The organism is Sphaerisporangium dianthi, from assembly GCF_042654065.1.
Classification (GTDB): domain Bacteria; phylum Actinomycetota; class Actinomycetes; order Streptosporangiales; family Streptosporangiaceae; genus Sphaerisporangium; species Sphaerisporangium dianthi.
The window spans coordinates 159499-186425 of record NZ_JBHSFP010000010.1; the positions used below are offsets into that span (position 1 = coordinate 159499).

A 26927-nucleotide genomic window follows, 5' to 3' on the forward strand; every position below is an offset into this window, starting at 1 on the left:
CGATGCGGCCGGGCGAGCGGGCCGGCCGTCCTCGACCGGATCGGAATCCTGGGAATTACCCTGGCGAAAGGCCGGGAATCGCGGCAGAGCGCTGTGCTTCCGATGTTCTCTCCGGCGACGCCGTCAAGCCCGTTATGCGGGGCGACGATTCTTGTCGGCCGGGTCGTGCCGTTCATCTCTCAGCGGGTGGCGCCCGCCGGTTCTTCTCGTCTGTTCATCGATCGCGTGTGATTTTTCCGAGGCAATCGCGTTTCTTAGTCCCAGGTGGTGCCGGCGGCGCGGGAGTAACCGTCCCAGGTGGTGCCGGCGGTGCGCGAGTACGAGTCCCAGGTGGTACCGGCGGAACGAGCGGCGGTGGCGGTGGAGAAAGTGGAGGAGGTCATTTCTTTTCTCTTTCCTGGAGGGCTTGTGTGTTCGTCCTTGCAAGAACAACTCTCCGGTATTGCAAGCCCTCGGAACAGACGATCCGGCGGCAGCAAGCTGCATGCCCGTGGCCGCTTCCTGCCATCCGGGCGGCCGCCGTGGGCAAGCCCGGGGTCCCCCATGGCACAAGAGGCGCCAAGACATACGCGAGGGGGACGTCTGGAGGCGCGGGAGGAGCGGCGAGGCAAGCGGCCTGCGGGGCGGGGTTCAGGGAGGAGAGCCGCGGCGAGGCGGCGATCAGACGCGCGTCGGCGCTGACGGGAAAATCGAGGAGTCTTCCGGCTGCCGGAGAATGTGCGGCGCTTGATTCGCTGGAGGTCCCGTTCGTCTTGTCGGCTCAGGACTCGAAGGGGACGGCCGGGGTGCCGGGTGGTGCTGTTTCGCTTCACCGCCTGCGGCGGTCTTCTTCATTCACGTGTATCGGCGGATGCTCATCGGACGACGGTTCTTCGATAGCTGCGGGTGATTCCGTCTGCTTTTAGTCCCAGGTGGTGCCGGCGGCGCGGGAGTAACCGTCCCAGGTGGTGCCGGCGGTGCGCGAGAAGGAGTCCCAGGTGGTGCCGGCGGAACGAGCGGTGAAGGCGGCGGAGAAAGTGGAGGAGGTCATTTCTTTTCTCTTTTCCGGAGGGCTTGTGCGTTCGTCCTTGCAAGAACAACTCTCCGGTATTGCAAGCCCTCGGAACAGACAATTCGGCGGCAGCAAGCTGCACACCGCTGGCCACTTCCTGCCAGGCGGGTCCGCCATATCCCCTCTCCGCACCCGGGTACGGCGTCATCCCAGGTCAACGCATCGGCCGGCTCCTTCTAGGCGCGTCCCCCCGCCATCCGTGCGACGACCAGTTGCCAGAGGACGAGCTGCAGCAGGGCGAGGACCAGGGCGAAGACCATCAGGGTCCACAGCCCGACACCCTGCGCGATGACGCCGGCCAGCCAGGGGAGCGCGGCGCCGCCTATGACGGACATCCCGTTCAGGACGCCGATGGCCGTGGGCACCAGGCGGGCGGCGGTCAGTCTCGGCACCACCGCCATGACGGTGGGGAAGACCGGCCCGAGGAAGAAGCCGAGCAGGACGAAGCCGGCACCGGCCACTGCGGGGCCCGGAGCCAGCCAGGTCAGCGCGGCGCCGGCGATGATGCCCACCATGCACATGAAGACCATGCCTGTCGCCGTCAGCCCGATGCGCGTGGCGGCCGGGCTGATCAGGAACCGGCCCAGCGTCAGTCCGAGCCAGTAGCCGCTGACGGTGTATCCGGCCGTCAGGCTCTGCTGGGCGTGTTCGTGGACGAGAAAGGTGAATCCCCAGTTGCCCACGCTGACCTCGAGGCCGACGTAGACGGAGAGGAGGGCAGAGGCCAGCAGCAAGGCGGGCGCTCGCAGCACGCCGGCCAGCAGCCCGCCCCCCGCCCGCTCGGAGTCCTCCGAACCGGCGACGACCGGCGGTACGTCACGCGGTGCGTCCTGCGGCGTGTCGGGCGGTGCGTCACGCGGGGGGTCGTCCGGTGCGCCCTGCGGTGCGTCACGCAGGGGATCGTGCGGGGTGTCATGCGGTGCGTCGTCCCGTGCGTCGTGCCGGGCGGCCGTCATCTCCGCATGGTGTCCGCCCTCTTCGTCCGCCGCGGAGGCCATGCCCGAACCGGGCGCGGCCACGCCCGAGCTGGTGGCGGCCACGCCGGAGCCGGCGGGGGCCGTGCCCGGACCTGTGGTGGCCGCGTCCGGGCCGGTGATGGTCTCGTGGTGGCGGGGCGCGACGTCGTCCCTTGGATAGATCGCCAGGAAGCCGGCCGCCAGCGGCAGGCAGAGCAGGGCGAGCACCAGCCACACCGCCGGCCACGGCGCCAGAGTGAGCACCCAGGCGGCCAGCAGTGGCCCGAGCAGGGCGCCGACCCCGAAGAAGGCGTGCAGGCGATTGAGCAGAGTCGTCGCCGCGGGCAGCCTGGTGAGGTAGGCGTTGAGCGCCGATTCCAGGAGGCCGGAACCGTACCCCGCGACCACCTGCACCGCCAAGAACGCCGCGAACGGCGGGCGAGTCGCCGTGTACAGCGCCGCCAGCACGTACGCGCCGCAGCCGGCGACGACTGCGGCGCGGATGCCGAAGCGGTGGATCAGCACACCGGAGGTGGCCCCGGCGAGCATGAACCCGGCGGAGAAGGTGAAGAAGGTGATCCCGATCGTGGCGTTGTCCACCCGATAGTCGGCGATCTGCGAGGGCAGCAGCACGCCGCCGACACCCGCGCTGATCCCGGCCAGGACGAACGCGGCGTTCGCCAACGCGACCGACGCCCGCTGCGCTCCGAGAGAGATGGACACCCGACCCCCAGATCACGGCACTCGGTACGGACGGACCCGAATCGACCGCGGCATGGCGCGATCGTGGTCGGCGCCACAGGCCGGTGGAACGAGGCCACCAGGCGCGGCCGAAGCGCTGTCATGCTACTCACACGCGAAGCGGATGATCAACGGCCGCCGCGGGCTACCGGAAAGCACGCCCCGAACGGCAAGCGCGCCCCGGACAGGAAGCACGCCCCGGACGGCAAACGCGGCCCAGACGGCAAACGCGGCCCGGACGGCGAGTGCCGGCGCGGGGGCCCCGTCGTCTCGCCATGGAATCCGAACCACTTTCGCCGTCGAGTCATACGAACCCGGCGGCTCGTACGTGTAGGTGGCAGCACCGCACGGCCGTCTCCCGTCCTGGCGGCTTCGGTGAGTCTCCCAACCCTCCAAGGACCGGGCTCTCGCGCGGGACGGTCCGCACCCTGCTTCCGCAGGCGAGGGCACCGGGTCAGAAAGGATCCGCGATGACATTAAGGCGGTTCATCACCGGCATCGGGATCGTGGGGCTGATGTCCACGGGCCTTGTCGCGATCGCCGGCTCGCCGGCGGCCGCGGTCAGCCGCGCCACGATCGTGTCGGTCGCCCAGGCCGAGCTCGCCAACTCGTCCCGCAACTATGCCTCGGGGTCCAACGGCGACGGGGTGTGCAACTTCTACACCGGGGTGTTCCGGACGTGGAAGAGCGCGTCCGGCTGTCCGAGCAGCGACGGGGTCCAGTGGCGCGCGAGCGACTGGTGCGCCGACTTCGCCAAGTACGTCTGGAAGAACGCGGGTGTCCCGTACGCCGACATCTCTGAGGGCAGCGGGGGCGTCCTCACGGGGTGGGCGTCATCGTTCAAGAACTACGGGACGCAGTACGGCACCTGGCACACCCGTTCCTCCGGCTACCAGCCGGTGGCCGGAGACGCGGTGGTCTTCGACTGGGAGGGTGACGGCGTCATCAACCACGTCGGCATCGTTACCTCCAACGACGGTTCGAGCGTGTACACGATCGAGGGCAACTCCGGCAGCCCGAGCCGTACCCGGGCCAAGAGCTATGCGCTCGGCAGCTCCTCCATCGTGGGGTACTCGGCGCCGGTCGACGGCTCTTCGCCGCCTCCCCCGCCGCCGCCTCCCTCCAAGTACTGGGTGGACACGTTCGCCGCGGCCGCCGGTTACTCCACTCCGGGCGGGACGCGCACCGGCACGCTCAACAAGGGGACCAACTACGTGTTCTGCAAGGTCTGGGGACCGATCGTCCAGGTCGGCAGTGACTACAACCACTGGTGGCTGCGGACGGACCTCGATTCGGGCAGCCCCTGGCAGAACCAGTACGTGTCCGCGTACTACCTGAAGCACTGGGGCAACGACGAGGCCAAGGACAACGGCGGCGTCGTCATCCGCGACTGCTGACGCCCTTCCCGTCTCCGGGGCGGGTGCGGACCGCGTTCGCACCCGCCCTTCGCGGCGCCCGGCCGTACGGCTATGAACGGCAGGCGGCCACCTCGGTGGTGTTGCGGGTTCTGATCCCGGGCAGCCAGCCGGTGACGCGCGTGCCTTCCAGGGTCACGTGGTACCAGCGCCGGGTGGAGATGCCGGCCTCGTCGGCGATCAGCGTCCCGTCGGCGACCACGCAGTCGGCGACGACCCGATCGCCGTGCCAGACGCGGGCGACGACATTGCCGGGGATGAGGGGCCCGCGCGGGTCCTTCATGAGGCCCAGCGAGCATTCCAGCGTGCGCAGGGCGCGGCACGGCACCTCGCCGTTGTAGACCGTGAGGACCAGCGGATCGCCGTCGCCCTGGAACGGCGGGGTCACCTGGTCGTGGCCGCGCATCCACAGCGCTCCGGCCCCGAACGAGGCCGCCATCATGATGACGGCCACCACGGCCGCCGCGGCCAGGGGCGCCCACCGCGTCCTGCGGACGACTCGACCGGGGCGGAGGCTCATCACCCGGCTTTCGAGCCCGTCGGGAACCACGATGGCGTCGTCGGCCGCTCGTAGCCCGGCGGACAGCCGCTGCTCGGCCTGAGATCGTCTGTCCATCATCGTGTCTCGGTTTCGGTCACCTGGCGGGCGTCTTCCATCTCGATGGTCTGCCGGAGCTTGGCGATGGCCCGTTGGCGCGACCTGGAAACGGTCCCGCGATGCACACCGAGGAACTCCGCGGCCTGGTCGACGGTGTAGCCGTCAAGGTCGACCAGGATGACGACGGAGGCCTGCTTGGCGGACAGGCCCCGTAACAGTCGCACGACCTCCATCTCCGCGTCGCGGCCGTGATCTCCGAAGGTGTCGCCGGGCAGGCGCTCGTCCACCTCCGGCGTCAGAACCAGGCGCTCGTCGCGTCGCCAGACGTCACGGACGACGCTCACCATGGCGCGGAACGCGTAGGCGTAAGGCTCGGGATGGTCGACCAGTCTGGACGGCTTCCCGACCAGCTTCAGGTAGACCTCGTGCACGACGTCTTCCGCGTTGGTCTCGCCCGTCAGCAGCACCGCCCGGCGATAGAGCCTCGCGAGCAGCGAACTGAACAGGGCGTCGAACTCGGCGGTACTGGCCCGAGGTGGTGGCATCGGCCGCTCCTCGCCTTCCCGTTGTGGCCTGACGCTGATTCGCAGAACCGACGCATGGGCCGAGGGGCCGGGCCGGATGCTGTCGTCCTGTCCACGGCCCATCGCTGGGACGTCGCCCTACTGGTGCGGATCCAAGACGCCCGCGCGCACTTCTGCGCGCGGGTGGAACAGACGGCCTGCGTATTCGCGGTCGAACCAGTGGCGTCGAACATGCCGACGCGAACCGCCGATGCCGGTCCCAAGATTACGACGGCGAGACACCCCCACGTAAGCTCCCGAGACCCGCATCCGCGGCCCTCACTCATCGGCGCCCCGCTGCGGTACGTCCCGGGGGCCGGCTTGGTCCACGGACATGGTGTGAGCGTTCCGCCGGAACCAGGTCAGGGTGAGGCGGCCGACCAGTCGATGTGGGGAGGACGAACCGACGCGCACAGCGGCTGCCCGCGCGAGTCGGTCAACCCCAGGCTCCCCACCAGCAGCCCGCTCCTCACCGCGGTGTCCAGCACCTCCGAGGGGATGGCGTCGAACTGCAGTTTCGCCCGCCGGAACATCGTGAACACCCCGGCCGCGCTCACCGTCCCCCAGGCCAGGTACACGAACCGGCCGCCCGGCGATCCCTGCACGAACGGGCCGCGAAGATCCCATCCACCGTCCTTCGCCGTGGTGGTGGCCTCCAACTCCCACACGGCCGCCGGCGCATCCCCGGGATGGAGCCCAAGCAGCTCATGCCGGGGAGTCCGCCGCTGTACCCCGACATGGATGTTGCGATAACCCGGGAAACCCGGCGCCTGACGACACTCTCGCCCCGGCAACGTGGACGCCTCGATGCGAATCAGCACACCATCATTCAACCGCCACTCACATTGCGTGCTCGCGCACTCGGACCGGACGCCTCACGCGCCTTGCCCGGCGCTCCCACATCATCGACCCCGTGAGACAACCAAGGAACAGTTAGACTAAGTGGAGTTAGACTAGATTCATGATGATGGCGGAGAAGCCGGTCGAGGTCTTCGGGCGTGACATGGAGTGGCGCGACCTAAGCGAGTTCGTCGAGTCGCCCACGCCCGGCCTGCGCATCGGAGTCGTCTACGGCCGCCGCCGCCAAGGCAAGAGCTTCTTGCTGAGGCGTCTGGCCCGCGCGGCGTCCGGTCTGTACACGATGGCGGTCGAGCAGGAACCACAGCCGGCGTTGCGACGCTTCGCCAACGCCATGGACCGGGCCGAGGGCCGTTCACAAGGTGCGCTCCTCCCCGACAGCTGGGAGACCGCTCTGGACCACGCCCTGCGCCGGCACCGCCTCGTCGTCATCGACGAATACCCTTTCCTCCTCAAGAACGCCCCTGAGCTTTCCTCGCTGGTGCAGTCCGTCTACGACGAATGGGATTTTCGCGCGGACGGGGCGTCGGCTCGCCTGCTGCTGTGCGGCTCGGCGATATCGGTGATGTCCGAGCTCTTGTCGGGCACCCATCCCCTCCGAGGCCGCGCCGTCCTGGACATGTGCCTGCAGACGTTCAACTTCCGGGAGGCGGCGGCATTCTGGCAGGCCGCCGATCCGGAGATCGCCTTCCATCTCCACGCCATCTTCGGCGGCACGCCTGGGTACCGGGCGCTGATCGACCCGCCGGTACCCGACCGAGTGGGCGATCTCGGACCATGGCTGGCAAAGACCTTGCTCAACCCTGCTCACGCGCTCTTCGACGAGAACGACTACCTCCTCCGGGAGGATCCCCGCATCACCGACCGCGCGCTCTACCATTCCATCCTGGCGTCGATCGCCTCGGGAGCCGGCACCCCGAGTCAGATCGGCCGCCAGATCGGCCGACCCGACCGTGCCCTCGCCCACCCCCTGTCCGTCCTGCGGACCGCAGGGTTCGTCCGGCCGGTGCACGACGTGCTGAAACAGCGCGGCACCCAGCTCACCCTCATGGATCCGATCGTCCGCTTCTACAACACGATCATGTGGCGTCGCCTGGCCGACCTTGAAGAACGGCGGGGCGAGGAGGTGTGGGCCGCCTCGTCGGACACCTTCCTCAGGCAGGTGCTCGGACCGCATTTCGAAGACCTCGCGCGCGAGTGGACGTCGCGGTTCGCCGCCCAGGAAGTCCTTGGAGAGCCGGTGGGGGCGGTCGGCCAGACCGTCGTCAGCGACCCCGCAGGCCGGGCGCAGCACCAGGTGGACGTCGTGGCGCTCGCCGCCGGTGAACCGCTGTTCGGCAGGAACGCCCGCGTCGCACTGCTCGGCGAGGCGAAGTACACGACGCGGCAACGGACGGTCGCGGACCTGCGTCGCCTGGAACACGTGCGCGCCCTGCTCAGCGGCCGAGGCGTACAGGCGGAGCGAGCCGCGCTGGCCGTCTTCTCCCGCACGGGCTTCGACGCCGACCTGCGACGCGAGGCCGCCGGCCGCCCCGACGTCCACCTGATCACCCTCGCCGACCTCTACGGCCCCGCTGTCTTCTGACGACCCGTCCTACGCGGCCCTGGGCGTGCCTGCACAACTCGGCGCCCGGGGCGCGGTTCCAACCGGCGGCCGGCCGCACCGCACCGCCGGCGATGGCCGTCCCCGGCAGACTGTTCCGTATGACAGATGACGCGACCGGTCGCCTTCTTGATCGCTTCCTCGCCGCCATTCGGCCGGTCGTCCCGGTGGTCTCGGTATGGGCACACGGGTCTCTCGCGGGAGGCGACTACCAGCCGGGCCGCAGCGACCTCGATCTGATCGCCGTTCTGGACCGTCCCTGCACATCCGAGGAGGAACGGCTGATCGAGGAGGCGCACGAGCATCTGGGGAGCGCCATGTCCCTGGCGTCGAAGCTGCATTGCAGCTATGTCGCCACCGCTGAGGCCGCCGATCCGGCGCGTCCCCACCTCACTTGGGCCCAAGAGGAGCTCATGCGCCGGCCCGTCACTCCGGTGACCAGGCGCGAGTTACACGCCTTCGGGCTGGTCCTCCACGGCGAGGCACCCGAGAGCATCCTGCCGGCGGTGACCGACGGCGAGCTCACCGACTTCGTCATCAGCGATCTGGGGGATTTCTGGCAACCATCCCTAGAGCACCCGGAGTGGTATCTCAACGACATCTGGGTCGACCTCGGCATGCTGACCCTGGCCAGGGCGACGGTGACGCTGCGGGAGGGCAGGTTGATCACCAAGCGCGAGGCCCTGGACGTTCTCGGCGACCTCGACGCCCCCGTCGAGGTCATCGACGACATCAGGCGGCGCCGCTACGGCACCCACACCGCGTCCACCGAAGAGTGGCTGATCCACCGGGCCGGCCTGACCCTCGCCTTCTTGGGTTCCGCCATCGATCGCGCCGTGACAGCCCACCGCTCCGACCGTGGCGACGACCTCGCGCCTAGATCCTCAGAACACCTGTAGGAACCGGCCACCGCCGCATCACTCAGAGCTCCACTCTGGTGAAGGCGTCCTCTGCGGCTCTGGCCGGGAGCCGCCAGCAGGCCCATACCGTCTTGCCGGGCCGGCCGATGGGGCGCGTCACGCCGTTCTCGTGGGCGAGGGCCGCCACGATGGCCAGGCCGCGGCCGTGGAGGGATTCGAGGCCGAGTTTGAGCGTGCGCGGCTGCTCGGGGCCGTGGTCGGTGACCCGAAGGCACAGCCTGTCCGTTCCGGCCCACATGGAGAGCCGAATCGGCGGCTGCCCGTAGGTGACGGCGTTCGCCAGAAGTTCTCCGACGACAAGGACGACATCGTCGGCGAGAGCGCTCAACGTCCAGTTGGCCAGGACGTCCTTGACCAGGCGCCGGGTCTTGCCGATCATTTCGAGGTTGTCGGGCAGTTCCCAGCAGACGGCGCGTAGCCCGTCCGGCGTTTGGATCATCGACACTCCTCGGATGGCAGCAAGGTCCATTGCCTGGAGACAGCCCGCAGGATCGGCGAGTCCGAGCGATGGCGTTCGCGACGCCCTCGCCCACACACCGCGTCTCACTCCGTTTCGGTCGGCCATCTCACACAAGGAGCATCCATGACGCTCCGCAACGGCTACGCTTCATGCGGTAGTGGACTATAGATACCACTGAAATGCAGACCTGCATATCGGTTTCCCGCATCTGAGCCAGGAGGAGCACCCCGATGCCCGCTGGACACAGTCCAAGCGTTCGAGGTCGACAACTCATCAACGAGTTGAAGGGGCTTCGTGAAGCCACCCAACTCACGCAAAGCGAGGTGGCTGAACGTCTCGACTGGCATCCGACGAAGGTTTTTCGCATCGAAACAGGGCGAACGAGCCCACACCCCAATGATGTGCGCGCACTGCTGGATCTCTATGGCGTCACCGGCCAGCAGCAGCGCGAGGGCCTCGTGTCACTCGCCCGGAATGCCCGAAAGCGTGGGTGGTGGTACTCGTATCGCGACATTCTTCCCAGCCAGTATCAGGTCTATATCGGGCTGGAATCTGAAGCGGTATCGATTCGCACCTTCGAGTTGGCTGCGGTCGCAGGCCTGCTGCAGACCGAGGACTACGCACGAGCGCTCATGGTGAGCGGGCCGCAGGAACTCGAACAAGAGGAGATAGAGCGTCGCGTCGAGGTTCGGATGACGCGACAGCGCATCCTGGACAGACCCGACAGACCACAACTCTGGGTGATCTTGGACGAAGCGGTGCTACGACGGCCCGTGGGAGGACCTCACGTGCTCCGCAGCCAACTGCGCCGACTGCTGGACGCCTCCGAGCAGGCGAAGACGACCATCCAGGTGATCCCCTTCGCTCTCGGCGCCCACCCTGGCATGATCGGCCCGTTCACACTGCTGGGCTTCCCCGAACCGTTCGACCTCGACATCGTCTACATGGAGACGATCGCCGGGAACCTCTACGTCGAGGAGTCGGACGAGGTCCGAGATTACCGGACGGCCTTCGATCACCTTCGAGCCGAAGCCCTTAATATACGAGAAACACGGGATATCCTGAACAAAGTGATGCATGACCTAGAGTGACCCGAATAAGGAGGCTCAGGGTGCCCAAGGGCGATAAATCAGAAGTACCGTGGCGCCGGAGCACACGCAGCCAGCAGAACGGCGCGTGCGTCGAGGCTTCCTATCTCGGCACCACAGTCGCCGTGCGTGACTCCAAAGATCCCCAAGGACCCGAAGTGGTGATCATGAAGGACTCCTGGAATGCCTTCATCCGTATACTCAAAAGCGGCGAGGTGGGATGAGCGAGGCGGAGCTGGCGGAGTACTACTACGAGCATCGCGACGATCCGGACTTCCTGGGCGAAGAGGTGCCGCAGGCAGGATCCAATCGCTTGTCCAGCATGGTTTCGGTGCGATTCCCCCCCGAGGAGGCGGTACGGGTGCGCCGGGCGGCCGAGGAAGCGGGAATGACGCTCTCGTCCTACCTCCGGCACTGCGCGTTGACGTTCTCCGACCGGCCGGTCGATATCGACCGGGTACGTCGTGACGTGGAGGAGGCCGGCAGGCGGCTCGATGATGCGCTGAGCGTTCTGCACATACGTCAGGCGGGTTGAGGCCGGTTTCAGAGAGATCACGGCGTTGAGCGGGATGTTCCACACGCGAAGAGCCGTACCAGAGCCCGATGGAAGGGCTGGTACGGCTCTTGCCGTGTGCTTACTTGGCGGCTTTGAGGTAGTCGCGGTTCATCTGGGCGATGGCGTCGAGGGAGATGCCTTTGGGGCAGACCGCGGTGCACTCGCCGGTGTTGGTGCAGCCGCCGAAGCCTTCCAGGTCCATCTGGTCGACCATCGCGACCACGCGGGCGTCGCGCTCGGGCTGGCCCTGGGGGAGCAGGCCCAGGTGGGTGATCTTGGCCGCGGTGAACAGGGAGGCCGAGCCGTTCGGGCAGGCGGCCACGCAGGCGCCGCAGCCGATGCAGGTGGCGGCGTCGAACGCGGCGTCGGCGTCGTCCTTCTTCACCGGGACGCTGTGCGCGTCCGGCGCCGAGCCCGCGGGCACGGAGATGAAGCCGCCGGCCTGGATGATGCGGTCGAAGGCGCCCCGGTCGACGACCAGGTCCTTGACCACGGGGAACGGCGCGGCGCGCCAGGGCTCGATGGTGACGGTCGCGCCGTCCTCGAAGTGGCGCATGTGGAGCTGGCAGGTCGTCGTGGCCCGCTGCTCGCCGTGGGCGACGCCGTTGATGACCATGCCGCACATGCCGCAGATGCCTTCGCGGCAGTCGTGGTCGAATGCGACCGGGTCGTCGCCTTCGAGAATGAGCCGCTCGTTGAGGACGTCCAGCATCTCCAGGAAGGACATGTCCGGCGACACGTCCGTGACCTGATAAGTCACCATCCGTCCGCTGTCGGCGGGGCCGTTCTGCCGCCAGACCTTCAGGGTGAGGTTCATGGGTTCCGCTTACCGTTCCTCGGTCGCAAGTAGCGGGAGCTCAGGGCGCGCGCAGGCGCTCACTTGTAGCTCCGCTGGGACATCTTGACGTACTCGTAGTCGAGCTGCTCCTTGTGCAGCACCGGCGTGCCCTCGGGGCCGAACTCCCAGGCCGCCACGTACGCGAAGTTCTCGTCGTCGCGCAGCGCCTCGCCCTCCTCGGTCTGCGACTCGGCGCGGAAGTGGCCGCCGCAGGACTCGGTGCGGTGCAGGGCGTCGAGGCACATCAGCTCTGCCAGGTCGAAGAAGTCGGCGACCCGCCCGGCCCGCTCCAGCGCCTGGTTGAGGCCCTCCTCCTCACCGGGCACCTTGACGTTGTTCCAGAACTCCTCGCGCAGTTCGGGGATCCGCTCCAGGGCCTTGCGCAGGCTCTCTTCCGTGCGCTCCATGCCGCAGTAGTCCCACATGAGCTTGCCCAGCTCGCGGTGGTAGGAGTCGGCGGTGCGGGTGCCGTTCACCGACAGCAGGCGGCCGACCTTGCCGGTCACCTGGCCGATCGCCTCGTCCACGTCGGCCTGGTCGACCTCGCCGAACGGGCCGCCGGCCAGGTAGTCGCCGAGCGTCGTCGGCAGGACGAAGTAGCCGTCCGCGAGCCCCTGCATCAGCGCCGAGGCGCCGAGGCGGTTGGCGCCGTGGTCGGAGAAGTTGGCCTCGCCGATCACGAACAGGCCCGGGATGGTGGACTGCAGGTCGTAGTCCACCCACAGGCCGCCCATCGTGTAGTGGACGGCCGGGTAGATGCGCATGGGCCGGGTGTAGGGGTCCTCGCCGGTGATGCGCTCGTACATCTCGAAGAGGTTGCCGTACTTCTTCTCGACCGCCTCGCGGCCGAGCCGGCCGATCGCGTCGGCGAAGTCGAGGTAGACGCCGAGGCCGCCCGGCCCGACGCCGCGGCCCTCGTCGCAGACGTTCTTCGCCGCCCGGGAGGCGATGTCGCGCGGCACCAGGTTGCCGAACGCCGGGTAGACGCGCTCCAGGTAGTAGTCGCGCTCGTCCTCGGGGATGTCGCCGGGGGCCCGGTCGTCGCCCTTGCGCACCGGCACCCACACCCGGCCGTCGTTGCGCAGCGACTCCGACATCAGGGTCAGCTTGGACTGGTAGTCGCCGCTGACCGGGATGCAGGTGGGGTGGATCTGGGTGTAGCACGGGTTGCCGAAGTAGGCGCCGCGCCGGTGCGCCCGCCAGATCGCCGTGGTGTTGCAGCCCTTGGCGTTGGTGGACAGGAAGAACACGTTGCCGTACCCGCCGGTCGCCAGCACGACGGCGTCGGCGAGGTGCGTCTCGATCTCGCCCGTCACCAGGTCGCGGACGATGACGCCGCGGGCCCGGCCGTCGCTGACGACCAGGTCGAGCATCTCGTGGCGGGTGTGCATCTCGACGGTCCCGGCCGCGATCTGCCGCTCCAGGGCCTGGTAGGCGCCGAGCAGGAGCTGCTGGCCCGTCTGTCCCCGCGCGTAGAAGGTGCGCGACACCTGCGCGCCGCCGAAGGAGCGGGTGTCGAGCAGGCCGCCGTACTCGCGGGCGAACGGGACGCCCTGGGCGACCGCCTGGTCGATGATGTTCACGCTGACCTGGGCGAGCCGGTAGACGTTGGACTCGCGGGCGCGGAAGTCGCCGCCCTTGACGGTGTCGTAGAACAGCCGGTGGATCGAGTCGCCGTCGCCGCGGTAGTTCTTGGCGGCGTTGATGCCGCCCTGCGCGGCGATCGAGTGGGCGCGCCGGGGCGAGTCCTGGTAGCAGAACGACTTGACCTTGTACCCCAGCTCGCCGAGCGTCGCGGCGGCCGAGCCGCCGGCCAGGCCGGTGCCGACGACGATGACGGTGAGCTTGCGCTTGTTGGCCGGGTTGACCAGCTTGGCCGAGAAACGGCGCTTGTCCCAGCGGTCCTCGATGGGGCCCTCGGGGGCCTTGGTGTCGCGGATCGGCTCGCCGACGCTGTAGTTCACTTGACCGCTCCGATCGTCACGGCGAGGGGGACGGCGAGGAAGCCCAGCACCAGCACGGCGGACAGGATCGCGGCTCCGACGTTGAGCAGGTGGCGGGTGCGCCCGCCGGCCAGGCCGAGGGTCTGGAAGGCGCTCCACAGGCCGTGGCGCAGGTGCAGGCCGAGCATGATCATGGCGATGACGTAGAACGCGGTCACCCACCAGCGCGAGGGCTCGAAGCCCGCGATGACGCGGTCGTACGGCGTGGCGGCGCCGCCCTTGGGGTTGACCACGCCGAAGGTCAGGTCGAGCAGGTGCCAGACGACGAAGAGCACGATGATGACGCCGCCGTAACGCATGGTGTGCACGACGTAGCCGCCGGCCTGCGACTTCCTCTTGGCCGCGTACTTGACCGGGCGCGCCTTGGCCGCGCGGCGGGCCAGCGAGACCGCCGCCCACATGTGCAGCGCCACGGCCGCGGCGAGCGCGATCTCGGTGAGGGTGAGCAAGGTCCTGGCCGGCAACGCCGGCTCCCCGGCGGTGCGCAGCCACTCGGCGTAGGAGTTGAAGGTCTCCGCGCCCAGGAACAGTTTGGCGTTGCCGATCATGTGACCGATGAGGAAGAGCACCAGCACGGCGCCGCTGACGGCCATGACGGCCTTCTTGCCGTTGGACGACCGGAAGAAGCCGGACAGCCCCTTGCCGCGGCGCGGTGGCCGCTTCGGGGTCTGGGGGGGTGCGGTGCGCGGCGTCACCACACGGGTGGCGGCGCCTCGTTCTATCGTCGATGTCACGCTTGCCGACGTTAGGCATGGGCGGCTCAGGCGTCCAAGTCACGAAATGCCTGGTCTCGATAGCCATGCGCTATTCCCCGTGGCTCTGCGAGAACGGCATGCCCGCGTGCCGCCGCCGATGCGAGCAATCTCACAGGTCGCGCCGCCTCGGGACCCCGGTGCGGTCGCGACAAGCCCGTACGCTGGGAAACGTGCAGCTACAGCAACTCGCCTCCTTCGTCGCTGTGGCCGAGACCTCGCACTTCACGCACGCGGCCGAGCGCATGCGCCTCGCCCAGCCCTCCCTCAGCAAGCAGATCAAGACCCTTGAGGCCGAGCTCGGGGCCGCGCTGTTCAGCCGCGCCCGGGGCAACGTGACGCTCACGCCCGCGGGCGAGGCGCTCCTCCCTCTGGCCCGCCGCATGCTCGCCGACGCCGACACCGCCCGCCGCGAGGTCGCCGAGCTGGCCGGGCTGCGCCGCGGCCGGGTGCGGCTCGGCGCGACGCCGTCGCTGTGCGCCGGCCTGCTCGCGGACGTGCTGGCCCGGTTCCACGGCGACTATCCCGGCATCGACCTGCTGGTCGAGGAGGGCGGGTCCCGCGACCTGGTCCGCGACCTCGCCCGCGGCCAGCTGGACCTCGCCCTGATCATCCTGCCGCTGCAGAGCAACGATCCTTCGCTGGTGACCGAGGAGATCCTCAAGGAGAACCTCGTCGTCGCCTCACCGTCCGGCGCGCAGGGGCGCAAGGCCTACGTGAAGATCGAAGAGCTGCGCGGCCGCCCGCTCGTGATGTTCCGCCGCGGCTACGACCTGCGCGAGGCGACGTTGAACGCCTGCCGCCAGGCGGGGTTCGAGCCGCGGTTCGCCGTCGAGGGCGGTGAGATGGACGCCGTGCTGCGCTTCGTGGAGGCCGGGCTGGGCGTGGCTGTGGTGCCGTCGATGGTGCTGGACGGGCGGCCGGGGCTGTCGGGCACTCCCCTGGCCCCGCCGGGGCTCGGCCGCACAATAGCGCTCGCTCATCGCAAGGACGTCGAACCGACCAGGGCCGCGCAGGCCTTCCGCGCTACGCTTCTCTCTTATCTGTCGCAGTCAGCGGAGGAGGGATCGCTGCCGCAGGGCGTGATGCTCGCCGACCTTCCGGGCGTGTAACGCGCAGGGGTTACAAAACGGTACATGCACGGCGTTTCATATTCATCTGGACCCCCGAGTCAGGGTTTTCTACTTCCATGCGTCGGAACGACTTTCGCTATATGGTGCAGGGCAACAGGCAAGGTCAACCATCACGTCTCAAGAGGAATCAGTGACCGCGCTCTCGCCAGGCACCCCGGCGGCGCCCCACGAGATGCAGACCATCCTCCTCATCGAGGACGACGCGGGTGACGCGTTCCTCGTGGAGGAGCTGCTGGCCGGAGCGCCGACGCCTCCCAAGATCATTTGGGCTCGCACCCTGGCCGAGAGCCGTGACCGGCTGACCGAAGACGTGCAGTGTGTGGTGGTCGACCTGTCGCTGCCCGACGCCACGGGGCTGGAGGCCCTCCGTCAGGTGCTCACGATGGCCCCGAACACCGCCGTGCTCGTGCTGACCGGCCTGAACGACGCCCACGTCGGCGTCGAGGCCGTCGCCGCCGGCGCCCAGGACTACCTGGTCAAGCAGGACGTCGACGAGCGCCTGCTCGCCCGTGCCATCAGCTACGCCATCGAGCGCAAGCGTGCCGACCTCGCCCAGCGCAATCTCGCCGACGCCCAGCACCTCAGCCGCGAGAACGCCCGCCTGGAGCACGGCCTGCTGCCCGTCCCCATGCTCAAGAAGGAGATGGAACGCGACGGGCTGCAGCACCAGGCCCGCTACCTGCCCGGACGCCGCCAGGCCCTGCTGGCGGGCGACTTCTGGGACACCGTCCAGACCCCCGACGGCTCGGTCCACGTCGTCATCGGCGACGTGTGCGGCCACGGCCCCGACGAGGCGGCGCTCGGCGTCGCGCTGCGCATCGCCTGGCGCACGCTCGTGCTCGCCGGCCACACCGGCAACGAGCTGCTGACGACCCTCGAGGCCGTGCTGCGCAACGAGCGCAAGTCGCCCGAGATCTTCACCACCATGTGCACGGTGACGATCGACCCCTGCCTGCGCAAGGCCAGGCTCCACGTCGTCGGGCATCCGCCGCCCGTGTGGGTGCGCGGCGGGGTGGACGGCGGCATCCTCGACGTGGTGCCCGACACCCCCTCCGGCCCGCCGCTCGGCATCTTCACCAACGTCGAATGGTCCACGATCGACCTCGACCTCGGCGACGACTGGTCGATGCTGCTGTACACCGACGGCCTGATCGAGGCGACGGTGGGCGGCGGCCCCGATCTGCTCGGCACCGAAGGCCTCATCCGCCTCATCCGCGAGCAGGGCGAGATCGACCTCGACCGCATCATCACCTCGGTCCAGGAAATGCACAGGGACGCGCTCAGCGACGACCTGGCGGCCGTGCTCGTCGGCCGCAGGCCTCCCCCGTGACCGACCTGGCGCCACTGCCCGCGCCCGAGCCGCCGAGCGGCGTCGGGCGGCTGCCTCTCGGGCGGTGGTTCGCCATCACCGGGATGCTCGTCGCGCTGGCCTTCACCCTGGGGACGGCCGTGACGGTCATGACGGTCGAACGCCTCCGGGTCGCCCGCGAGTCCGTCGTCGACGTGATCGACCCGGCCGTCCTGCACACCCTGGAGATCTCCACGGCCCTGTCGGCCGAGGAAGGCTCTATCCGCGCCTACGGGCGCACCAACGAAGACCAGTACCTGCGCGACTACCAGGAGGGCGTCCGGGCCGAGGCGGCCGCCACGGCCCGGCTCGGCGCCCTGGTGGCCCGCATGGGCGACCCGACCGTCGGCGCCGACCACGAACGGCTGATCGCCGCCTCGGCGGCCTGGCGCCGCGACTACGCCGACGTCGTGATCGCCAAGGTGCCCACCCTGAAGACCGGCACCGCCACCGCCTACGCCCCGGTCAACACCCGGCGCTTCACCGCCGTGCGCTCGGCCCTGTCCGCCCAGCAGAAGAACCTCGGCCGTCTGCACGACGTCGGCAGCGCGCGCATAGAAGCGGGCTGGCGCGCCTTCTACCTCATCCTCATCGTGATAGCCGCGATGTTCGTCGGCGCGGCGGTGGCCTTCACGCTCATCGTCAGGTACATCGTGCTGCGGCCGATCTCCCAGCTCACCCGGCAGGTGCGCGCGGTGGGGCAGGGCGACTTCGAGCACACCCTGCGGGTGCACCGGCCGGCCGAGCTGGCGGAGCTGTCGGGCCGCGTGGACGCCATGCGCGGGCGCATGCTGCGCGAGTGGCGCCGGGCCGCCGACGCCCAGCGGCTGCTGTCCGACCAGGCGGCCGAGCTGCGCCGCTCCAACGCCGAGCTCGAGCAGTTCGCGTACGTGGCCAGCCACGACCTGCAAGAGCCGCTGCGGAAGGTGGCGAGCTTCACCCAGATGCTCGACCAGCGGTACGGCGACCAGCTCGACGAGCGCGCGAAGCAGTACGTCAAGTTCGCCGTGGACGGCGCGAAACGTATGCAGCTCCTCATCAATGATCTACTGAACCTTTCACGCGTGGGCCGGGTGGGCGGCGAGAAGGCCGCCACGGACATGGAGAAGGTCCTCGAGACCGCCGTGGGCAACGTCTCGGCGAAGATCGAGGACACCGACGCCGTCGTCACGCACGACCCGCTGCCGACGGTGTACGGGGACCGTGTCCTGCTCGCCCAACTCCTCCAGAACCTCATCGGCAACGCCTTGAAGTTCCGTTCAGAGCGGTTGCCCCGTGTCCACATCTCGGCACGGCAAGAGGGCGACACGTGGGAGTTCGCCTGCGCCGACAATGGCATCGGCATCGACAGCAAGTACGCTGATCGAATCTTCCTGATTTTTCAGCGTTTACACCCCCGGGATGTGTATCCCGGGACCGGCATCGGCCTGGCGCTGTGCCGGAAGATCGTCGAATACCACGGCGGCAAGATCTGGCTGGACGAGCCCGACCCCGACAGTCCGGGCACCACCTTCCGCTGGACCCTGCCCGCGAGCACTGGAGATCAGCATGGATGACTACCGCTTCATCGACGTCCTGCTCGTCGAGGACGACCCTGGAGACGTCCTGCTGACGAAGGAGGCGTTCGAGCACAACAAGGTGCAGAACAAGCTGCACGTCGTCAGCGACGGCGAGCAGGCCATGGCGTTCCTGCGCCAGCAGGACCCCTACTTGGACGCGCCGAGGCCCGACCTGATCCTGCTCGACCTCAACCTGCCCCGCAAGGACGGCAGGGAGGTGCTCGAGGACATCAAGGCCGACGCCGACCTGCGCAGCATCCCGGTGGTGGTGCTCACGACCTCCGAGGCCGAGGAGGACATCCTGCGCAGTTACCACCTGCACGCCAACGCCTACGTGGCCAAGCCGGTGGACTTCGACCAGTTCATCAAGGTCGTCCGTCAGATCGACGATTTCTTCGTGACGGTGGTGAAACTGCCAAGGAACGGTCAACGTCCGTGACCTCGTGACACGCACCTGACAGGGACGTGATAGGAATCACACGAGGTAGGCCGAAAAAGTGAGTGACCCTTCTCACACGCGGGGTACCCACCGTCGTAACGTAGACCCCCACCGGCCCGCGCGCGGCTGTGCGACCGGCGCGAACCACGACGCGCGCGGCATCCAGCCCTACGTGAAAGCCCGGACCCCCCACCTTTGAGATCAGAGGGGTCCGCGGGAGGTGGAGAGTTCTCCGATGACCCAGACAACGGCCGGACGGCCGATCAACGACCCGGGGCAAAGGAAGCAGCGGGCCCAGTTCGGCGTCCGCACCCTGCGCACGGACCGATGGTGGCTCGCACCGGCCATCACATTCGCGGCGCTCGCGTCATTCCTCGTCTACGGCTTTTGGGCGATCTTCGACAAGAGCTATTTCATCGAGCCCTATATCGCCCCCTTCTCGTCGCCCTGCCTGACGTCCAGCTGCCCGGAGGGTGCGCGCTTCCTCGGGATCACCATCTTCGGCGACTGGTGGACGCTGCCGCCCGGCATTCTCATTCTCGGCCTGCCGGCCGGTTTCCGTCTCACCTGTTACTACTACCGCAAGGGCTACTACCGCGCGTTCTGGCTCTCGCCGCCGGCCTGCGCCGTGGCCGAGCCGCACAAGAAGTACACCGGTGAGACCCGCCTTCCGCTGATCATGCAGAACATCCACCGCTACTTCTTCTACGGCGCCGTCCTGATCGCCCTGGTGCTCACCTGGGACGCGGTGCTGGCCCTGCGGGACGAGAACGGCGCCTGGGGCCACGTCGGCCTCGGCACGATCATCCTGTGGGTCAACGTGGTGCTGATCTGGGCGTACACGCTGAGCTGCCACTCCTGCCGTCACATCACGGCCGGGCGGCTCAACCACTTCTCCAAGCACCCGCTGCGCTACAAGATGTGGACCTTCGTCTCCAAGCTGAACCGGCGGCACATGCTTTTGGCCTGGCTCTCCATGTACTCGGTCATGATCGCCGACCTCTACGTGCGGCTCGTCGCCAAGGGCATCGTCAACTTCCCGTTCGCGTAAGGAACACCAGTGGATATCGAGCGTCACGAATACGACGTCGTCGTCATCGGAGCGGGCGGCGCGGGACTGCGGGCGGCGATCGAGGCCCGGCAGCAGGGCAAGCGAACGGCCATCGTCTGCAAGTCGCTGTTCGGCAAGGCCCACACGGTCATGGCCGAGGGCGGGGCCGCGGCCGCCATGGGCAACGTCAACCCGGCCGACAACTGGATGGTGCACTTCCGTGACACCATGCGCGGCGGGAAGTTCCTCAACAACTGGCGCATGGCCGAGCTGCACGCCAAGGAGGCCCCCGACCGGGTCTGGGAGCTTGAGGCCTGGGGCGCGCTGTTCGACCGCACCAAGGACGGCAAGATCAGCCAGCGCAACTTCGGCGGCCACGAGTACCCGCGTCTCGCCCACGTCGGCGACCGCACCGGCCTGGAGCTGATCCGCACGCTCCAGCAGCGCGTCGTCGCCCTCCAGCAGGAGGACGAGAAGCTGCACGGCGACCCCGAGGCGTACATCAAGGTCTTCGCCGAGTGCACGATCACCCAGCTGCTCAAGGACGGCCCCGGCCCGGAGGCCGCGATCAGCGGCGCCTTCGGCTACTGGCGCGAGACCGGCCGGCTGATCTGCTTCGACGCCCCGGCGGTCGTGCTGGCCACCGGCGGCATCGGCAAGTCCTACGTGGTGACCTCCAACTCCTGGGAGTACACCGGCGACGGGCACGCGCTCGCGCTGCTCGCGGGGGCCAAGCTCATCAACATGGAGTTCATCCAGTTCCACCCGACCGGCATGGTCTGGCCGCCGTCGGTGCGCGGCATCCTCGTCACCGAGTCCGTGCGCGGCGACGGCGGGGTGCTGCGCAACTCCGAGGGCAAGCGGTTCATGTTCGACTACATCCCCGAGGTGTTCAAGGACAAGTACGCCACCACCGAGGCCGAGGCCGACCGCTGGTACGACGACCAGGCCGGAAACCGCCGCCCTCCGGAGCTGCTGCCGCGTGACGAGGTCGCCCGCGCGATCAACTCCGAGGTGAAGGCCGGGCGCAACTCCCCGCACGGCGGCGTGTTCCTGGACGTGTCGAGCCGCCTGCCCGCCACCGAGATCGTCAAGCGGCTGCCGTCGATGCACCACCAGTTCAAGGAGCTGGCCGACGTCGACATCACCGCCGAGCCCATGGAGGTCGGCCCGACCTGCCACTACATCATGGGCGGCGTGGAGGTCGACGCCGACACCGGCGCCTCGTCCGTGCCCGGCCTGTTCGCGGCGGGCGAGGTCTCCGGCGGCATGCACGGGTCCAACCGGCTCGGCGGCAACTCGCTGTCCGACCTGCTGGTGTTCGGCCGCCGCGCCGGAGCCGGCGCCGCCGGGTACGTCGACGGCCTCGCCGCCCGGCCGGTCACCCCGGCCGAGACGATGAAGACCGCCGAACTGGAGGCCGTCGCCCCCCTCTCGCGGACCGGCGGGGAGAACCCCTACGAGGTGCACAGCGAGCTGCAGCGCACGATGAACGAGCTCGTCGGCATCATCCGCAAGGCCGAGGAGGTCAAGGAGGCCCTGGAGGTCGTCGAGAAGCTCAAGGAGCGCGCCGCCAACACCGGCGCGCCGGGCGGGCGCATCTACAACCCCGGCTGGCACCTGGCCATCGACCTGCGGAACATGCTGCTGGTGTCCGAGTGCGTCGCCCGCGCGGCGCTGATCCGCGAAGAGAGCCGCGGCGGCCACACCCGCGACGACTTCCCGGGCATGTCGGCCGAATGGCGGCGCAAGCTGCTGCGGTGCGCGGTCACCTCCGACGGCCAGGTCACCGTCGAGGAGGCCGAGCAGCCTTCCATGCGCGACGACCTGATCAAACTGTTCGACCGGGCGGAACTGAGTAAGTACGTCACCGCCGAAGAACTGGCGGACTACGACGCGCTCGTTAAGGAGTCCTGATGGGTTACAAGGCCAAGTTCCGCATCTGGCGCGGCGAAGGCGGCGAGGGCAAGCTCGAGGACTTCGTCGTCGAGGTCAACGAGGGCGAGGTGGTCCTCGACGTCATCCACAGGCTCCAGGCCACGCAGACCCCCGACCTCGCGGTGCGGTGGAACTGCAAGGCCGGCAAGTGCGGCTCCTGCTCGGTGGAGATCAACGGCAAGCCGCGGCTCGGCTGCATGACCCGCATGTCCACCTTCACGGAGGACGAGACGATCACCGTGACCCCGATGCGGACATTCCCCGTCATCAAGGACCTGGTCACGGACGTGTCGTACAACTACCAGAAGGCGCGGGAGATCCCGTCGTTCACCCCGCCGCAGGGCGTCAAGCCCGGCGAGTACCGCATGCAGCAGATCGACGTCGAGCGGTCCCAGGAGTTCCGCAAGTGCATCGAGTGCTTCATGTGCAACAACGTGTGCCACGTCATCCGCGACCACGAGGAGAACAAGCCGGCGTTCGCCGGTCCGCGCTTCCTCATGCGCATCGCCGAACTCGACATGCACCCGTACGACGTGACCGACCGCAAGCAGTCGGCGCAGGAGGAGCACGGTCTCGGCTACTGCAACATCACCAAGTGCTGCACCGAGGTCTGCCCCGAACACATCAAGATCACTGACAACGCGCTGATCCCTATGAAGGAGCGCGTCGTCGACCGCAAGTACGACCCGCTGGTCTGGCTCGGCAACAAGATCTTCAAGCGCTCGAGCTCGTCCGGCTCCACCGCGGGCAAGACCGGCTGATCCCAGCCCACCCCCCAGCCCGAGACCCCGAGGTCTCGGGCTGGTCGTTTTCCCGCCCGGACCGGCCGGCCGCTATCGCGCCGGCGGAACCGTCCGCGGGCGAGGCATGAAAGGACGCGCGAGCGTCAGAGCGGCACGCGAGCCGGTCAGGAAGGCTTCTTGCGGCGGAGGCGGCCGAGGATGCCGCCGCGCGGCTCGCCGGCGGGGGCGGCGCCGGGCAGCGGGGCCTGCAGGGTGGCGCCCGGCCGGTCGGACGGCGGTGTGCCGGCCCCCGGCGTCCACAGCACTGGAGCGGGCTGATCGGCGTTCTGCGCGCCCGCGGCGGGCATGGTCATGGTCGCGTCGGCGCCGGGGCCGGAAGGCCCTCCCGCGCCCTCACGGGGCCACTGGTCGGCGGGGCCGGCCATCCCCGCCGGCAGCGCGATCTGGCCGGGCGCGCCCGGCTGGTCGTACATCGCACCGTAAGCGTCGGGCGCGGCGTACCCCTGCTGGACGTAACCCTGCGCGTCGAACGGGCCGCCGAGCCCCTGCGGGCCCTGGCCGGGCGCGCCCGGAACACCGGGGTATCCCTGCACCGGCACGAAGCTGATGATCGGCGCGTACGCCGTCCCCCCGTGGTAGATCGGGTAACCCGGCATCGGCACGCCGCCGGGGAAGTCGTCACCGCGGTGCCTGCCCGGCGAACGGGGGCCCGCCTTGCGGACCGCCGCCGCGTGCGCCAGCCGCCTGACCCGCCCCTCGAAGATCAGCACGCCGAGCATGACCAGGACGGCCAGCAGCACGCCGGGGATGGCGAGCTTCCTGCTCAGCGTGAGCTGGTCGTACTCGGGAGAGGCGTTGCGGATCTCGATCGGCACCGAGTCGGGCGTCGGGTCGTCGAACGACGGAGCCGCGTCCAGCGCCTCCGAAGGGCTCGGCGTCGGCGTCGGCGTCGCCAAGGCGAGCGACACCATCGGATCGGGCGCCGGCGACTCCGCGGCCGGAGTCGTGGCGGGCACGAGCGGCGGATTGGACGGGATCACCGGCTCGGTGGTCGGCGTGTTCTGGATGGTGGGCGGCGGCGCGAGCGGAGCCGTCTTCGTCGCCGACGCCGTGGGCTTCGGGGGCTTCGCGGTCTTCGTGGCCGTCTTGGTCGGCCGCGGAGTCACCGTCCTCGTGCGGGTGACCGTCGGGTCAGGGCTCTCGGTGATCGTCACCGTCACGGTGGGATCGGGGCCCTCGGGCTCGGGGTCGGCCCCGGGGTCGTCGGTGATGGTCGGATCGGTCGGCTCCACCTGAGTGGGGTCGGCCATCACGACCTGGGCCGCGTTCGCCCGGGGTGCCGTCATCGGGGCGGTGGCGAGCAGGACGACGCCGGTCAGCCCCAGCGCGCCCACCACTGCGGACGCTGCCGTCACACGCACGCGTCCGCTCACCGTCGCTGCCCTCCGCTGGCCACCTTGCCGATCACTAAGGAAATACTAGACCGGCCAAAGTAACAGTAAAGGACGTTTGACCACAGAGTTCCTTCTACTCCTCGGTTTTCGCGCCCTACTCCTCGGATTTCCGCGCCGCGAACCGCCGCCGGAGCCTCAATTGCAGCCACAGCGCCGCCATCAAGAGCACCACTGCGGCTCCGGCCGCGGGCAGGCCGCGGATCATCTCGAGGTTGCCGCTCTCGGGGTCGGCCATCACGCCCTGCCTCGCCGGCACGGCGTCCTTCGACGGCGGAGCGCCCGCGGGAGGCCCCTGCGGGACGCCGCCGGGAACGGCCCCCGGAAGAACGACCCCCGGCGCGACACCCCCGGGAACGGCCCCCGGAGGGACGGCCCCTGGTGCGACCATGCCTTGCGCCGCCCCTGGCTGGACGGCCCCCGGCTGCGCGCCCGCGACCTGCGGCACGGCCCCGGCCTGAGCCTGAGCGGCCACCGGGCCCGGAACGCCCTGCCCGGGAACGCCCTGCCCGGGAACGCCCTGCCCGGGAACGGCCTGACCGAGGACGGCCTGCCCTGCCCCCTGGCCGCGCGCTCCGGCCTGGCCCGGGACCCCTCCCAGGCCGGGCACCCCCGCCTGGCCGGGGACCTGCCCTTGAGCGACCACCCCGGGCTGTCCGGGAAGTCGTCCTTGCCCCACCCCTGCCTGACCGGGAAGCCGTCCCTGGGCCCCGGCCTGTCCTGGCAAGACGCCATGGGCCTGGATGGGAGGCACCGCATGCGCCTTCCCCGCCGTCCTGTGGCCGGCGCCCGGAGCGGTGATCGGCCCCCTGGCCCGCGCGGGGCTCGGCGCCGGCGCGGGCGGCGCCGGCGGCACCGCCAGAGGCAGCCGCACACTCGCGCTCGTCATCGGCGCCACCTGGGGAGCCGGGATCGGGGCCAGGAAGGGCATGGGTGCGGGAAGGCGGACCGGACGGGGCTGGAGAACCTGCTCCGGCCGCGGCTGGACACCGGGCGCGGGATGCGGGATCAGCGGCGCGGGGCGCCAGGCGGGCGCGGAGTCCGCGGTGGCCCGCGACGCGTCGGGCTTCGCCGCCCGGTGCCGCTTGCGTCCTTCGGCGCGCGACGGGTGCGCGACGTCAGGTCCGCCCGGGAGCGGGGCCAAGAGACCCGGCGCCGGCTGCCCTCCGGCCATCTCGCGCACGGAGTCCGGCACGGACGCCTCCCCGGCCAGTCCGTGCGGGACATCCGGCACGGGCCACCCCTGCGGCCGCGCCTCGCCTTCCGGAACCGGCCCGCCCGCGAGAGCGGACTTCGCCTCCGGGGCGGACCGGCCCTCGACGGACTCGAGGTTCGGAGCGGACCCGCCCGCGGGCGCCGGCCCGGCCCCGGGAACCGCCCCGCCCTCGACGGACGTGCCGTTCGGAACGAACCCACCGGCGTTCGGAACGAACCCGCCGATGCTCGGAACGAAACCACCGGTGCTCGGGACGACCTCGCCGATGCTCGGAACGAGCCCACCGGCGTTCGGGACGGGCCCGCCTTGGGCGGGCTCGGCCGCGGAAGCCGCGCCGGGTTCCGGTGCGTCCGGAGCGGCCTTGCCCCCGGAAGGCGCTCCCTTGGAGCCCTGCGCGAGCCCGGCGCCGGAGACTTCACCGGAGGATGCCTGCCTCGGACCGGGCTCTGCCGGCTTGCCCCCCTTCTCCGGCTTGAGGGCGATGGCGCCTTCCCCGTGCTTCACGGGAGGCGTACCGGCCTCCGGCTTGGCCGACGCGGACTCCTGTCCCGGCTCGAGGAGGACGGTGCCCTGCCCTGGCTTGGGTGACACGGCGCTCTGTCCCGGTTTCAGGGGTGTTGCGGCTTTCGCGGGCTTGTGGGTGGTGGCGCCGCTCCGCTCGGACTTCGCTTCCGGCGCGGGTGCGCCGGATGCCTTGGCATGCCCGTCCGCCGAGGCGGTCGTACCACGGGCGTCGCTGGTGACATTGGTGTAGCCCGTGCCGTCCGTGCCTGTGCTGCCGGTGCCGGTGCCGGTGCCGGTGCCGTCGATGTCAGCGATGTCGTCGGCGGAGTCGGTGTCCGCGGCGTCGTCGGTGATGTCGGCGGCTTCGCTGGTGTCGGTGTCGTCATCGTCGCCACCGGCGGCGGAGCGCTCGCCCGCGGGCTCCGCGCCCCGCCGCGCGGGCTTCGCGAGCTCCAGGTCCCGCTCCGCGAGCGCCACGAGCCGGGCCAGCTCGGGCTGATCGGTGCTCAGTGCCCGGCCGCCGGACCTCGTCTCAGCCGTGGCCGGCGCGCTCACGCCCGCGGGCGCCTTCCGCGCGTGCTCGGCGCCGGCCGAGCCCGGCGCGGTGCCGTCGGTCGTCGTGAGCTCGCCGAACCCCTTCTCGTCGATGCGGAGCTTGGCGTCCGCCATGCGCCGGATCCACTGGACGCCGTCGGGGCCGCGCATGTGGGCGATCGCGGCGACGCCGATCTCGTCCGCCTCTGCGGGGACCCGCACCGCGACGTCGACGTCCTTGGTGCCGGCCGTCTCTTTGAAGTCGCACACCTGCAGGCGCGCGGCGGGCTGGACCGGCGTGCGGGCGAAGTCCTCGCAGCCGACCGAGGACGGCGCGCCGGCCGGGGACGCGGCCACCGCCACCCGGGCGTGACCTGCCTGCCCGTCGAGACGCACGCGGAAGTGGAGCACGTCGCCCGCGTGGATGGGCCCGCCCTGCCCGGCCGGACGGCCGCCCGGCATCAGGCGCACGGTGAGCTTGGCGCTCTCTGCGGAATCGGACGGGTCGGTCGACCCGCGTTCCGCCGCGCGTGCGACGAGAGGCGGTGTTCCGCCTCCTAGAACCAGCGCGCCAGCGCCGACGACGGACATCACCCGAGCACGTTGCCA

At 69.7% G+C, this 26927-nt stretch carries 25 protein-coding genes; 13 read left to right on the top strand and 12 right to left on the bottom strand.

Annotated elements, in window-relative coordinates; translation table 11 throughout:
• Positions 1-254: 254 nt before the first annotated feature.
• From ACFO60_RS17340 to ACFO60_RS17350, 3 genes are all read right to left on the bottom strand, one after another.
• A complete protein-coding gene (locus ACFO60_RS17340; RefSeq protein WP_380841374.1) occupies positions 255-383 on the bottom strand; it encodes a hypothetical protein in 129 nt (42 codons plus the stop codon).
• Between the two features lie 518 nt (positions 384-901).
• Positions 902-1030: a hypothetical protein gene (locus tag ACFO60_RS17345; protein ID WP_380841375.1), complete on the bottom strand. Its 129-nt coding sequence runs from the start codon at positions 1028-1030 to the stop codon at positions 902-904.
• A gap of 197 nt (positions 1031-1227) precedes the next feature.
• A complete protein-coding gene (locus tag ACFO60_RS17350) occupies positions 1228-2730 on the bottom strand; it encodes an MFS transporter (RefSeq protein ID WP_380841376.1) in 1503 nt (500 codons plus the stop codon).
• A gap of 488 nt (positions 2731-3218) precedes the next feature.
• Between ACFO60_RS17350 and ACFO60_RS17355 the strand changes: the two genes are divergently transcribed.
• Complete coding sequence (locus ACFO60_RS17355) at positions 3219-4145, top strand: CHAP domain-containing protein (protein ID WP_380841377.1); 927 nt, start codon at positions 3219-3221, stop codon at positions 4143-4145.
• 70 nt (positions 4146-4215) lie between these two features.
• Here ACFO60_RS17355 and ACFO60_RS17360 read toward each other — a convergent pair whose 3' ends face one another.
• The 3 genes from ACFO60_RS17360 to ACFO60_RS17370 all read right to left on the bottom strand — a co-directional run bounded on the left by ACFO60_RS17360 (position 4216) and on the right by ACFO60_RS17370 (position 6145).
• Positions 4216-4782: a hypothetical protein gene (locus ACFO60_RS17360; protein ID WP_380841378.1), complete on the bottom strand. Its 567-nt coding sequence runs from the start codon at positions 4780-4782 to the stop codon at positions 4216-4218.
• Complete coding sequence (locus ACFO60_RS17365) at positions 4779-5306, bottom strand: RNA polymerase sigma factor (RefSeq protein ID WP_380841379.1); 528 nt, start codon at positions 5304-5306, stop codon at positions 4779-4781. The genes ACFO60_RS17360 and ACFO60_RS17365 overlap by 4 nt, the downstream gene beginning before the upstream one ends.
• 380 nt (positions 5307-5686) lie before the next feature.
• Positions 5687-6145, bottom strand: a complete 459-nt coding sequence (locus tag ACFO60_RS17370) for a DUF5990 family protein (protein ID WP_380841380.1) — start codon at positions 6143-6145, stop codon at positions 5687-5689.
• Between the two features lie 140 nt (positions 6146-6285).
• Here ACFO60_RS17370 and ACFO60_RS17375 point away from each other — a divergent pair, with 140 nt between their 5' ends.
• Positions 6286-7767, top strand: coding sequence for an ATP-binding protein (locus ACFO60_RS17375; RefSeq protein ID WP_380841382.1), 1482 nt, complete (start codon positions 6286-6288; stop codon positions 7765-7767).
• A 119-nt stretch (positions 7768-7886) separates the two neighbouring features.
• Positions 7887-8684: a nucleotidyltransferase domain-containing protein gene (locus ACFO60_RS17380; RefSeq protein WP_380841384.1), complete on the top strand. Its 798-nt coding sequence runs from the start codon at positions 7887-7889 to the stop codon at positions 8682-8684.
• Between the two features lie 22 nt (positions 8685-8706).
• Here ACFO60_RS17380 and ACFO60_RS17385 read toward each other — a convergent pair whose 3' ends face one another.
• Positions 8707-9144 carry an ATP-binding protein gene (locus ACFO60_RS17385; protein WP_380841385.1) on the bottom strand — a complete coding sequence of 146 codons (438 nt, stop codon included), beginning with the start codon at positions 9142-9144 and terminating at the stop codon, positions 8707-8709.
• A gap of 251 nt (positions 9145-9395) precedes the next feature.
• Here ACFO60_RS17385 and ACFO60_RS17390 point away from each other — a divergent pair, with 251 nt between their 5' ends.
• Genes ACFO60_RS17390 through ACFO60_RS17400 form a run of 3 tightly spaced genes read left to right on the top strand, consistent with a single transcriptional unit; the run spans position 9396 to position 10788 of the window.
• The gene (locus tag ACFO60_RS17390; protein ID WP_380841387.1) at positions 9396-10256 is read left to right on the top strand and encodes a helix-turn-helix domain-containing protein; all 861 of its coding nucleotides are present in this window, start codon (positions 9396-9398) and stop codon (positions 10254-10256) included.
• Between the two features lie 20 nt (positions 10257-10276).
• On the top strand, positions 10277-10477 hold the full coding sequence (locus ACFO60_RS17395) for a DUF397 domain-containing protein (protein ID WP_380841388.1): 201 nt from the start codon (positions 10277-10279) through the stop codon (positions 10475-10477).
• Complete coding sequence (locus tag ACFO60_RS17400; RefSeq protein ID WP_380841389.1) at positions 10474-10788, top strand: plasmid mobilization protein; 315 nt, start codon at positions 10474-10476, stop codon at positions 10786-10788. Before ACFO60_RS17395 ends, ACFO60_RS17400 begins: the two co-directional genes overlap by 4 nt.
• Before the next feature lie 100 nt (positions 10789-10888).
• On the opposite strand, the gene ACFO60_RS17405 is transcribed toward ACFO60_RS17400, so the two are convergent.
• Genes ACFO60_RS17405 through ACFO60_RS17415 form a run of 3 tightly spaced genes read right to left on the bottom strand, consistent with a single transcriptional unit; the run spans position 10889 to position 14384 of the window.
• Positions 10889-11626 carry a succinate dehydrogenase/fumarate reductase iron-sulfur subunit gene (locus ACFO60_RS17405; protein ID WP_380841391.1) on the bottom strand — a complete coding sequence of 246 codons (738 nt, stop codon included), beginning with the start codon at positions 11624-11626 and terminating at the stop codon, positions 10889-10891.
• A 59-nt stretch (positions 11627-11685) separates the two neighbouring features.
• Positions 11686-13611 carry a fumarate reductase/succinate dehydrogenase flavoprotein subunit gene (locus ACFO60_RS17410; protein ID WP_380841392.1) on the bottom strand — a complete coding sequence of 642 codons (1926 nt, stop codon included), beginning with the start codon at positions 13609-13611 and terminating at the stop codon, positions 11686-11688.
• Positions 13608-14384: a succinate dehydrogenase cytochrome b subunit gene (locus ACFO60_RS17415; RefSeq protein WP_380841394.1), complete on the bottom strand. Its 777-nt coding sequence runs from the start codon at positions 14382-14384 to the stop codon at positions 13608-13610. Before ACFO60_RS17415 ends, ACFO60_RS17410 begins: the two co-directional genes overlap by 4 nt.
• A 191-nt stretch (positions 14385-14575) precedes the next feature.
• Between ACFO60_RS17415 and ACFO60_RS17420 the strand changes: the two genes are divergently transcribed.
• The 7 genes from ACFO60_RS17420 (at position 14576) to ACFO60_RS17450 (ending at position 22631) form a co-directional block, all read left to right on the top strand.
• Positions 14576-15514, top strand: a complete 939-nt coding sequence (locus ACFO60_RS17420) for a LysR family transcriptional regulator (protein WP_380841395.1) — start codon at positions 14576-14578, stop codon at positions 15512-15514.
• Between the two features lie 151 nt (positions 15515-15665).
• The gene (locus ACFO60_RS17425) at positions 15666-16865 is read left to right on the top strand and encodes a PP2C family protein-serine/threonine phosphatase (RefSeq protein WP_380841396.1); all 1200 of its coding nucleotides are present in this window, start codon (positions 15666-15668) and stop codon (positions 16863-16865) included.
• Positions 16862-18439 (top strand): sensor histidine kinase, encoded by a 1578-nt coding sequence (locus tag ACFO60_RS17430; RefSeq protein ID WP_380841397.1) that lies wholly within the window; start codon positions 16862-16864, stop codon positions 18437-18439. Before ACFO60_RS17425 ends, ACFO60_RS17430 begins: the two co-directional genes overlap by 4 nt.
• Positions 18432-18881 carry a response regulator gene (locus tag ACFO60_RS17435; protein WP_380841398.1) on the top strand — a complete coding sequence of 150 codons (450 nt, stop codon included), beginning with the start codon at positions 18432-18434 and terminating at the stop codon, positions 18879-18881. The genes ACFO60_RS17430 and ACFO60_RS17435 overlap by 8 nt, the downstream gene beginning before the upstream one ends.
• A 235-nt stretch (positions 18882-19116) precedes the next feature.
• Complete coding sequence (locus tag ACFO60_RS17440; RefSeq protein ID WP_380841399.1) at positions 19117-19932, top strand: hypothetical protein; 816 nt, start codon at positions 19117-19119, stop codon at positions 19930-19932.
• Between the two features lie 9 nt (positions 19933-19941).
• On the top strand, positions 19942-21849 hold the full coding sequence (locus ACFO60_RS17445) for a fumarate reductase/succinate dehydrogenase flavoprotein subunit (protein ID WP_380841401.1): 1908 nt from the start codon (positions 19942-19944) through the stop codon (positions 21847-21849).
• Positions 21849-22631 (top strand): succinate dehydrogenase/fumarate reductase iron-sulfur subunit, encoded by a 783-nt coding sequence (locus tag ACFO60_RS17450; protein ID WP_380841402.1) that lies wholly within the window; start codon positions 21849-21851, stop codon positions 22629-22631. The genes ACFO60_RS17445 and ACFO60_RS17450 overlap by 1 nt, the downstream gene beginning before the upstream one ends.
• Positions 22632-22777: 146 nt before the next feature.
• Here ACFO60_RS17450 and ACFO60_RS17455 read toward each other — a convergent pair whose 3' ends face one another.
• Positions 22778-24034, bottom strand: coding sequence for a superantigen-like protein SSL4 (locus ACFO60_RS17455; RefSeq protein ID WP_380841403.1), 1257 nt, complete (start codon positions 24032-24034; stop codon positions 22778-22780).
• A 127-nt stretch (positions 24035-24161) separates the two neighbouring features.
• Positions 24162-26912, bottom strand: a complete 2751-nt coding sequence (locus tag ACFO60_RS17460; RefSeq protein ID WP_380841404.1) for a hypothetical protein — start codon at positions 26910-26912, stop codon at positions 24162-24164.
• Positions 26913-26927: the final 15 nt, after the last annotated feature.

Bases quoted from the DNA above. Each gene is read 5' to 3' on its own strand.
- ACFO60_RS17385 (WP_380841385.1), bottom strand. From the start codon at position 9,144: ATGATCCAAACGCCGGACGGGCTACGCGCCGTCTGCTGGGAACTGCCC.
- ACFO60_RS17380 (WP_380841384.1), top strand. From the start codon at position 7,887: ATGACAGATGACGCGACCGGTCGCCTTCTTGATCGCTTCCTCGCCGCC.
- ACFO60_RS17355 (WP_380841377.1), top strand. From the start codon at position 3,219: ATGACATTAAGGCGGTTCATCACCGGCATCGGGATCGTGGGGCTGATG.
- ACFO60_RS17450 (WP_380841402.1), top strand. From the start codon at position 21,849: ATGGGTTACAAGGCCAAGTTCCGCATCTGGCGCGGCGAAGGCGGCGAG.
- ACFO60_RS17340 (WP_380841374.1), bottom strand. From the start codon at position 383: ATGACCTCCTCCACTTTCTCCACCGCCACCGCCGCTCGTTCCGCCGGT.
- ACFO60_RS17400 (WP_380841389.1), top strand. From the start codon at position 10,474: ATGAGCGAGGCGGAGCTGGCGGAGTACTACTACGAGCATCGCGACGAT.
- ACFO60_RS17435 (WP_380841398.1), top strand. From the start codon at position 18,432: ATGGATGACTACCGCTTCATCGACGTCCTGCTCGTCGAGGACGACCCT.
- ACFO60_RS17345 (WP_380841375.1), bottom strand. From the start codon at position 1,030: ATGACCTCCTCCACTTTCTCCGCCGCCTTCACCGCTCGTTCCGCCGGC.
- ACFO60_RS17390 (WP_380841387.1), top strand. From the start codon at position 9,396: ATGCCCGCTGGACACAGTCCAAGCGTTCGAGGTCGACAACTCATCAAC.
- ACFO60_RS17360 (WP_380841378.1), bottom strand. From the start codon at position 4,782: ATGATGGACAGACGATCTCAGGCCGAGCAGCGGCTGTCCGCCGGGCTA.
- ACFO60_RS17405 (WP_380841391.1), bottom strand. From the start codon at position 11,626: ATGAACCTCACCCTGAAGGTCTGGCGGCAGAACGGCCCCGCCGACAGC.
- ACFO60_RS17375 (WP_380841382.1), top strand. From the start codon at position 6,286: ATGATGATGGCGGAGAAGCCGGTCGAGGTCTTCGGGCGTGACATGGAG.
- ACFO60_RS17440 (WP_380841399.1), top strand. From the start codon at position 19,117: ATGACCCAGACAACGGCCGGACGGCCGATCAACGACCCGGGGCAAAGG.
- ACFO60_RS17365 (WP_380841379.1), bottom strand. From the start codon at position 5,306: ATGCCACCACCTCGGGCCAGTACCGCCGAGTTCGACGCCCTGTTCAGT.